The organism is Sphingomonas alpina (assembly GCF_014490665.1).
Lineage (GTDB): Bacteria > Pseudomonadota > Alphaproteobacteria > Sphingomonadales > Sphingomonadaceae > Sphingomonas > Sphingomonas alpina.
In genome coordinates, this window is record NZ_CP061038.1 from 4,041,756 (window position 1) to 4,050,000 (window position 8,245).

General features: G+C 59.7%; 4 protein-coding genes, 1 tRNA gene and 2 rRNA genes. 1 reads left to right on the forward strand and 6 read right to left on the reverse strand.

The window, feature by feature from the left end; translation table 11 throughout:
- Nucleotides 1-22 precede the first annotated feature (22 nt).
- Nucleotides 23-1,267, forward strand: a complete 1,245-nt coding sequence (locus tag H3Z74_RS18710) for an MFS transporter (protein ID WP_187761069.1) — start codon at nucleotides 23-25, stop codon at nucleotides 1,265-1,267.
- Nucleotide 1,268: 1 nt separating this feature from the next.
- Here H3Z74_RS18710 and H3Z74_RS18715 read toward each other — a convergent pair whose 3' ends face one another.
- From H3Z74_RS18715 to H3Z74_RS18740, 6 genes are all read right to left on the reverse strand, one after another.
- Entirely contained in the window at nucleotides 1,269-2,090 is an 822-nt protein-coding gene (locus H3Z74_RS18715; protein WP_187761070.1) for a glycoside hydrolase family 16 protein, read from the reverse strand.
- A gap of 72 nt (nucleotides 2,091-2,162) precedes the next feature.
- A complete protein-coding gene (locus tag H3Z74_RS18720) occupies nucleotides 2,163-3,782 on the reverse strand; it encodes an adenylyl cyclase (protein WP_229726672.1) in 1,620 nt (539 codons plus the stop codon).
- 277 nt (nucleotides 3,783-4,059) lie between these two features.
- Nucleotides 4,060-4,737 (reverse strand): DUF6445 family protein, encoded by a 678-nt coding sequence (locus H3Z74_RS18725; protein WP_187761071.1) that lies wholly within the window; start codon nucleotides 4,735-4,737, stop codon nucleotides 4,060-4,062.
- A 155-nt stretch (nucleotides 4,738-4,892) separates the two neighbouring features.
- Nucleotides 4,893-4,969 (reverse strand) — tRNA-Met (locus H3Z74_RS18730).
- A 90-nt stretch (nucleotides 4,970-5,059) separates the two neighbouring features.
- Nucleotides 5,060-5,174: ribosomal RNA gene (gene rrf, locus H3Z74_RS18735) — 5S ribosomal RNA — on the reverse strand.
- A gap of 154 nt (nucleotides 5,175-5,328) precedes the next feature.
- Nucleotides 5,329-8,120 (reverse strand): 23S ribosomal RNA (locus H3Z74_RS18740).
- Nucleotides 8,121-8,245: the final 125 nt, after the last annotated feature.

An 8,245-nucleotide genomic window follows, 5' to 3' on the forward strand; every position in this document is an offset into this window, starting at 1 on the left:
GGCAGAACCTGACGGATCGCTGATGCCATTCCGCTTCGCCCTGCCGTGGGCGGCACGACCGTCCCGTGAGGGCTTGGAAGTCGCGCCGGCCCACCGCTCCATCGGCTTTCTGCTGATCTTTGCGCTCGCCAATGCCGGCGGGGTGATCGCCTATCTTCCACTGCTCACCTTGTTGCTGCCGATGAAGATCGAAGCGGTCGCAGGAGAAGCCCGGATTGAGCTCTTCACCGCAACCGTGATCGCCGGCGCGATCGCCGCCAGCCTGTCCAATATCCTGTTCGGCTGGCTCAGTGATCGCTCCGTCGCGCGTGGCGGCGGCCGCCGTCGCTGGATGGCGATCGGCATTGTTGCGACCCTGCTTTCCTTCGCCTGCGTCGTGATCGCGGCTTCCCCGGCCGAGATCATCCTTTCGATCATCTTCTTCCAGGCGGCGGTGAACGCCTTGCTGGCGCCGCTGCTCGCGATCATGGCGGACGAGATTCCCGACGCGCAGAAGGGCATGGCGGGCGGGCTTCTCTCGCTTGCAAATCCTGTCGCGTCGGCGGTCTCCGCGATTCTGGTGAGCATGAGCGCGCTCGACGAAGCATCGCGTTTCGCGATCGTGTCGCTGGCGATCGCCGCGTGCGCCGCACCGCTGCTGCTGGTGCGGGCACGCCCCATTCCAGCCCCGACCGCAGCGCGCCCGGCCGTCGTCATGCTCCGCCGCGACCTGGCGATCGTATGGGGAGCGCGGCTTCTCGTCCAGGTCGCCGGCAATGCACTCTCGCTCTATCTGCTCTATTATTTCGAGAGCATCGCACCGGATCAGTCACCCTTGACCATGGCGTCGCGCGTTGGCCACCTCCTGACGATCGCGTACATCATACCGTTGCCGATCGCCGTTCTGCTCGGGCGCCTGTCCGATCGGCTGAATCGCCGCAAGCCGTTCCTGCTGGCCATGGCTGCGCTCGCGGCCTTCGGCCTTGTCATCATGGCGCTGGCTGGCGACTGGACGATGGCAGCGGCAGGATTCTGCCTCTATGCGATCGGATCGGCAGTCTTCCTGGCGCTCCATTCCGGCTTTTCGATGCAGTTGCTGCCCAATCCCGACCATCGCGGACGCGACCTCGGATTGCTCAACCTGACCAATACGCTGCCCGCGCTGCTCGGCCCGCTGCTGACCTGGTCACTGGCGACGCCGCGCGATTTTGATACGTTGATGCTGGTGCTCGCCGGCCTGGCATTGTGCGGCGGCCTCGCCATTCTCGCGGTTCGCGGCCGGCGCTGACTTACTCTTTCGCCGCCCAGTAGCGCACATAATCGACCGCCATGCGCTGCGGCAGCGCCGCGTCGTCAATGCCTTTCCGGCCACCCCAATCACCGCCGATGGCAAGGTTGAGGATCAGCGCATAGGGTCGCTTGAACGGCCATGCCGCGGCGCCGCCGGGCTGGTCGTTCGTGACGCGCATATAGGCACGGTCATCGATGCCGATGGTGATTGCATCGACGCCCCAGTCGAGCTGGTAGCGGTGAAACGCTGTGCAGCTGGTGGGAACATGCTTTTGCGCACCACGCTGGGTGCCCTTGACGTGGTTGAAGGCACCGCTGTGCAGCGTTGCATGGATCATGCCCGGATCCCAGCCGACCATTTCCATCACATCGATCTCGCCGGCATCGGGCCATTTCCCGTCGGGCGGCAACAACCAGATCGCCGGCCAGGCGCCGCGGCCGCAAGGCAGTTTCGCGCGAATCTCGTAGAAACCATAGCCATAGGCCCGGCGGGTAACGAGCTTGGCGGAGCTATAGGCCTGCCCACCCCAGTCGGCGAACAGCCGTTTCGACAAGGTTTCGCGGCGCGCCTCGATGATCAGCACACCGCCTTCGATCCGGGCATTCTCCGGGCGTCCGTCGGCATAATATTGTCGTTCATTGTTGAACCAGCCGGCGGCGTTACGCGACGTGTCGAACCGCCAGGCCATGCGATCGATCGCCCCGCCCGCAAATTCGTCAGCGAACGTCGGTTTCGAGACCGGCACGATCATCGCCGTATCGGCCGTGAAATTGGTGGCGTCGAGCGGGACGGCCTGCGCAAGGAACAGGAGCAGCGGCATGGCTCTGGTCTCTCCGTTCGGAAACAAGGGCCGGGTTATCGGTCTCCGCATCCGGTAGGTTGGAAGGCGATCTCATGGCACGGGATAGCGCACCAGTATCTGCTTTATCGCACCGGGCCTTGCCGCCGCGCCTGCTGCATTGACGATATGCGCAATCGTGCCTTTGCCGCCGCCAAGCGAGATGGTGGTGATGTTGGCGAAGCTGACGCCCGGCTTGTCCGGCGCCTCGATCGCGCTTTCCAGCACGATCGTCGGATCGGCGGTGAAATTCGCATAGACGCCCATCGCGATCGCCTGATGATCGTCGACATGATCCGCAACCTTGTAGGCGGCCCAGCCGCGGGTGGTTCCCGCCATATAGGCAGCCTGGCTGGGCGGATCATAGGGTAGTTCGTTCTGGTAGAAGTAGGTCCGCCCGCGCTCTCCGTTCCACAACGTCTGATATTTCTGGAAATGCTCGACGAACAGAGCGCACAAAGTCACATCGTCGCCATTCACCACCAGCCCTTGGTCGCCCGTGCTTTCACTCCAGCCGACATGGACTCGTCCGCTCGCACGATCGCCATGATCGGCGCGCCAGATCCACAGATGGTCCCCAATCACATGATGGCTGTTGATCTCGAGGCAAGTCGTAGCGTTGCCGATATTCGCCCCGCCGACGCGGAAGAAAATGTCCGACAGCGAAATGGGGTCAGCGCGGTGATCGCGCCGCGACCCGCGCGGCCCGATCTCCATCAGCACCGGCGAAAGAATCTCACCTGCATCGATCAGCAGTCCGGCAACGACGACACCGGGCACGTCCGCTACGGTCAGTACCTTGCTGCCGCCCTTGGCCAGCAGAGTCGCCAGGCCGAGGCCGAGCACGATGGTATTTGCGCGGTCGATCCGGAGCGGCCGATCGATAGAATAGATTCCGGGTGTGAGCAGCAGATGCAGCCCACGCCGGAGCGCCGCATTGATCTGCAATGCCGACATGCCCGGGCGCGCGATAAAGAAGCGTGACAACGGAATCGACCTGCCCGATGGCAAGCCGGTCGCCCAGCTGGCACCTTCGGCCTCGCGTCGGACTGCCGGCACGAAGACCTGCCAGTCGCCGGCGGCGGCAACATGAAGAAAGGGCTTGTCGCGCATCCGCGACACGGTTGGGATATTGGTATAGGGCGGATCCGGGAAGCTCGTCGCCGGCGCACCGGCGGTGCCCATGAACATCATGTTCCAGTTGGCGCCGCTCCAGGCGCGGATCGTACTGTTGCGCGTGAACCATTGCTGCTGCGTGCCCGATCGGACGACGCCGTCGATCCGGCAGTCCGCCATGAATCCGCCGCTCGACCAGCCGCCATCGTCCAGCACCAGGTCGCCGCGCAGGTGGATCCGGCGATACGGCGCCGCTTGCGAGACCGCCCAGCGATCCGACCCATCCTTCGGGCGAATCTCGAGATTTTCGACACTTCGCCAGAAATTGACCAGCGCCACGCCCTTGGCCCAGTCGGCCTCCGCATGGACATGACCGTCGATCACGACGTCGCCCGGCAGCGCGCCGAGCCCGGCGACCTGAGTGAAGAAACCGATATTGACGTCGAGATCGTAGCGCCCGGGCTTGAACAGCACGGCATGACGCGCATCGGTGAAATGCGCCCGCTCCATGCTTCGAAAAATAGCGTCGAGCCGCTCCTGGACGATGGCGCGTGGCATTGACGGGTCGACAATCAGCACGTTGGGCCCGAGATCTGGATTGCGCGTCGATCCGGATTTCGCTTTTGCAAGTCCGGCCCGGGCCGCAGAATCAACGGTCGCAGCAAGCCCTGTCGCGGCAAGACCGGTCAGAAAAGATCGTCGGGCCGGCCGGAACTGCTGCTGCGGATCGTTCATGCGCGGCTCTCCCTGGGCGAATGACTCTGCCCTGAAGCAGGGCTGCGGCATGTCCGGTTGAGAGGCTATGCCCCCTGACGCCCAGGCTCAACCCGGTGCGCTATCCAGCAGACAGAAAGCCCGTAATCGTCAGGCGCCCGGTGGACGGATCCGGTGAGAGCGGGGACTCCGGTGCGATTGCACCGCTGTGAAGCATATAGCTGCGGTAGAGCAGCGCACGATTGTAGCGCGCCTCGGCAAGCATGGTGCGTTCGAACAGTGTCGTGTCGTTGGCAATATAGCGAGCGGGAGGGACGCCGCCGTAGCGGAGCTCAGCCTCGAGCTGATCGAAATAGATTGGCGCGCGCGCTTCGCTGACCGTCTCGAACCCGGTCGACCGGTGACGGAAGAATGCGGTTCCCTCCCCGCTCCCCGGCGCGAGATAATGGAGCAGCGCGATACGCTCGACCGCATATGCATCGCAATGCGGCAAGCGCTGGACCATGGTCAGCTCGGCCGGCGGCGTGGTCACGATCGAAAAGCTCGCATCGATGACCTCCATCGGCCCATGATGATCGAACACCTCACATAGCGCCTTGGCGATGAGCGCTTGCTGGCCGGGCAAGTAGCTGGCCGGAAGCGGCGCGCGGATACCGGGATAATGGTGGGAGGCGGGGCCGAACCGGCCGGCGATCGCGGCGGCGCGAAGCGCTTCGGGATCAGGAGCGAAGTCATCGATGATGACCAGCGGCTGCGCTTCATTCCCCAGATGATGGACGATGAAATCGGGCCGCGTCATCGCATGATCAACGCCGGCGCGACCGTGCGCGTCAAGAGGCTTATGCCGTGTTGATGGCCTGCCCTGACGGTTCCGTTCGATGGACGACCCCGAACCGATCTGAGCCGAACGCAAAAAAGCCCGCCAAACCGTGAGGTTTGCGGGCGATTGTCCGTTGGTTGCGGGGACAGGATTTGAACCTGTGACCTTCAGGTTATGAGCCTGACGAGCTACCGGGCTGCTCCACCCCGCGCCAAGGTTCTTCTCCCGCAATGAAGCGGGAAAAAGACATGTGAATGGGTTCCGTACTAGAATTCGTTTCGCGCTGCTCACCGGCTACAATGCCTGGCGACGACCTACTCTTCCATCGCTTAAGCGATAGTACCATCGGCGCAGTCAGGTTTCACGGCCGAGTTCGGGATGGGATCGGGTGGGGCACTGACGCTATAGCCACCAAGCAATGAAGCCGGTGAGCGGCGAAAAACGGTTCTAAAATCGATGCACACTTTAGCCTGGAATTCAGGTGTAGTTGTATTAGGCGTAAGCTCTTAATCATCCGACAATCTCGGACAGACGCTGGTGTTACCCAGAGTTGTCGTTGATGGTGGGACTCTCAAGCGCAAATAGAGCAATTAGTATCGGTTAGCTCCATGCGTTACCGCACTTCTACATCCGATCTATCAACGTCGTGGTCTCCGACGGCTCTATGAAATCTTATCTCGAGGGAGGCTTCCCGCTTAGATGCTTTCAGCGGTTATCCCGTCCATACATAGCTACCCTGCTGCGCTTCTGGCGAAACGACAGGTACACCAGAGGTATGTTCAACCCGGTCCTCTCGTACTAGGGTCAACTCCTCTCAAATTTCGACGCCCACGGCAGATAGGGACCAAACTGTCTCGCGACGTTCTGAACCCAGCTCACGTACCACTTTAATTGGCGAACAGCCAAACCCTTGGGACCTGCTCCAGCCCCAGGATGTGATGAGCCGACATCGAGGTGCCAAACAACCCCGTCGATATGAGCTCTTGGGGGTTATCAGCCTGTTATCCCCGGCGTACCTTTTATCCGTTGAGCGATGGCCCTTCCACGAGGGACCACCGGATCACTATGACCGACTTTCGTCTCTGCTCGACTTGTCAGTCTCGCAGTCAGGCTGGCTTATGCCATTGCACTCTAACAGACGGTTTCCAACCGTCCTGAGCCAACCTTCGCGCGCCTCCGTTACTCTTTAGGAGGCGACCGCCCCAGTCAAACTACCCGCCACAGAGGGTCCCTGATCCAGTTTCATGGATCGAGGTTAGACATCAGAAAACAACAGGGTGGTATTTCACCTATGGCTCCACGACAGCTGGCGCCGTCGCTTCAAAGCCTCCCACCTATGCTACACAGTTCTTTCCTAATGCCACTCTGAAGCTGCAGTAAAGGTGCACGGGGTCTTTCCGTCTAACCGCGGGTACTCCGCATCTTCACGGAGAATTCAATTTCGCTGAGCATGTCCTGGAGACAGTGGGGAAGTCGTTACGCCATTCGTGCAGGTCGGAACTTACCCGACAAGGAATTTCGCTACCTTAGGACCGTTATAGTTACGGCCGCCGTTTACCTGGGCTTCATTTCGGAGCTTGCACCCCTCCACTTAACCTTCAGGCACCGGGCAGGCGTCAGGCCCTATACGTCGTCTTGAAGCCGACTTAGCAGAGCCCTGTGTTTTTGCTAAACAGTCGCTACCCCCTGGCCTGTGCCCCCTCATAACGGTTGCCCGCTGTGAGGGCCTCCTTCTTCCGAAGGTACGGAGGCAATTTGCCGAGTTCCTTCAGGACACTTCACTCAAGCGCCTTGGTATACTCTACCTGACCACCTGTGTCGGTTTCGGGTACGGTCTATACGGTGGGGCTATTTCCTGGAACCTCTTCGAAGCCAGACCAATCCAATAAGGCCTGACAACACACGAGATCCGTCACACACCACCAGGTCACGGAATATTAACCGTGTTCCCATCGACTACCCCCTTCGGGCTCGTCTTAGGGGCCGACTCACCCTGCGCGGATTAGCCTTGCGCAGGAACCCTTGGTCTTTCGGCGAGAGGGCATCTCACCCTCTTTATCGCTACTCATGTCTGCATTCGCACTTCCGATACCTCCACGACCCATTACCAGATCGCTTCACCGGCTTACGGAACGCTCCGCTACCGCTCATCTTACGATGAACCCTAAGCTTCGGTGCGTGTCTTGAGCCCCGTTACATCTTCGCCGCAAAACCTCTTATTTAGACCAGTGAGCTGTTACGCTTTCTTTAAAGGATGGCTGCTTCTAAGCCAACCTCCTGGTTGTTTTGGAAGTTTCACATGCTTTCCCACTTAGACACGACTTGGGGACCTTAGCTGTAGGTCAGGGCTGTTTCCCTTTTGACGACGGACCTTAGCACCCGCCGTCTGTCTCCCGGATATTACTCTTGGGTATTCGGAGTTTGGTTAGAGTTGGTAGGTCTCGCGACCCCCGCATCCATCCAGTGCTCTACCCCCCAAGGTATTCATCCGAGGCACTACCTAAATAGTTTTCGCGGAGAACCAGCTATTTCCCGGCTTGATTGGCCTTTCACCCCTAAACACAACTCATCCGGTAACTTTTCAACGTTAATCGGTTCGGACCTCCAGTGCGTGTTACCGCACCTTCATCCTGGTCATGCCTAGATCGCCGGGTTTCGGGTCTAATACATCAAACTTAGTCGCCCTATTCAGACTCGCTTTCGCTGCGCCTACACCTAACGGCTTAAGCTTGCTTGATACATTAAGTCACAGACCCATTATACAAAAGGTACGCAGTCAGGGCACAAGACCCCTCCTACTGCTTGTAGGCAATCCGTTTCAGGTACTGTTTCACTCCCCTCATCGGGGTGCTTTTCACCTTTCCCTCACGGTACTAGTTCACTATCGGTCGCATACGAGTATTTAGGCTTAGAGGGTGGTCCCCCTATGTTCAGACAGAATTACACGTGTTCCGCCCTACTCGAGTCCTGAAGTCTCACTTTCGCATACGGGGCTGTCACCCGCTATGGCCAGTCTTTCCAAACTGTTCTGCTAGTTGAACTCCAGGCACTGGCCTGGTCCGCGTTCGCTCGCCACTACTAACGGAATCTCGGTTGATGTCTTTTCCTCCAGCTACTGAGATGTTTCAGTTCGCCGGGTTCGCTTCACGAAGCCTATGTATTCAGCTAAGTGATACCTTGCCCCAATTAGTTTCACCCCGACCGAAGTCGAAGAGAAGATAATCGGGATAGGTGGGTTTCCCCATTCGGAAATCTGCGGGTCAAAGGTTGCTCACACCTCACCGCAGCTTATCGCAGCGTGCCACGTCCTTCATCGCCTGTATGCGCCAAGGCATCCACGAATTGCCCTTACCTTACGCTTGAGAGTCCGCACCACCAACGACAACGCTGGATCAATACCCGAAGGTACCGACCAAAACTCGGCAGAGCAGCGAAGCGTGGAGATTGGTGCGGATGAATTAAAATGCTCAGCCTAATATTATGATGA

What these genes read in the sequence shown, in the direction of transcription:
- H3Z74_RS18710 (WP_187761069.1), top strand. Translation starts at nt 23, where the DNA reads ATGCCATTCCGCTTCGCCCTGCCGTGGGCGGCACGACCGTCCCGTGAG.
- H3Z74_RS18715 (WP_187761070.1), bottom strand. Translation starts at nt 2,090, where the DNA reads ATGCCGCTGCTCCTGTTCCTTGCGCAGGCCGTCCCGCTCGACGCCACC.
- H3Z74_RS18720 (WP_229726672.1), bottom strand. Translation starts at nt 3,782, where the DNA reads ATGCCACGCGCCATCGTCCAGGAGCGGCTCGACGCTATTTTTCGAAGC.
- H3Z74_RS18725 (WP_187761071.1), bottom strand. Translation starts at nt 4,737, where the DNA reads ATGACGCGGCCCGATTTCATCGTCCATCATCTGGGGAATGAAGCGCAG.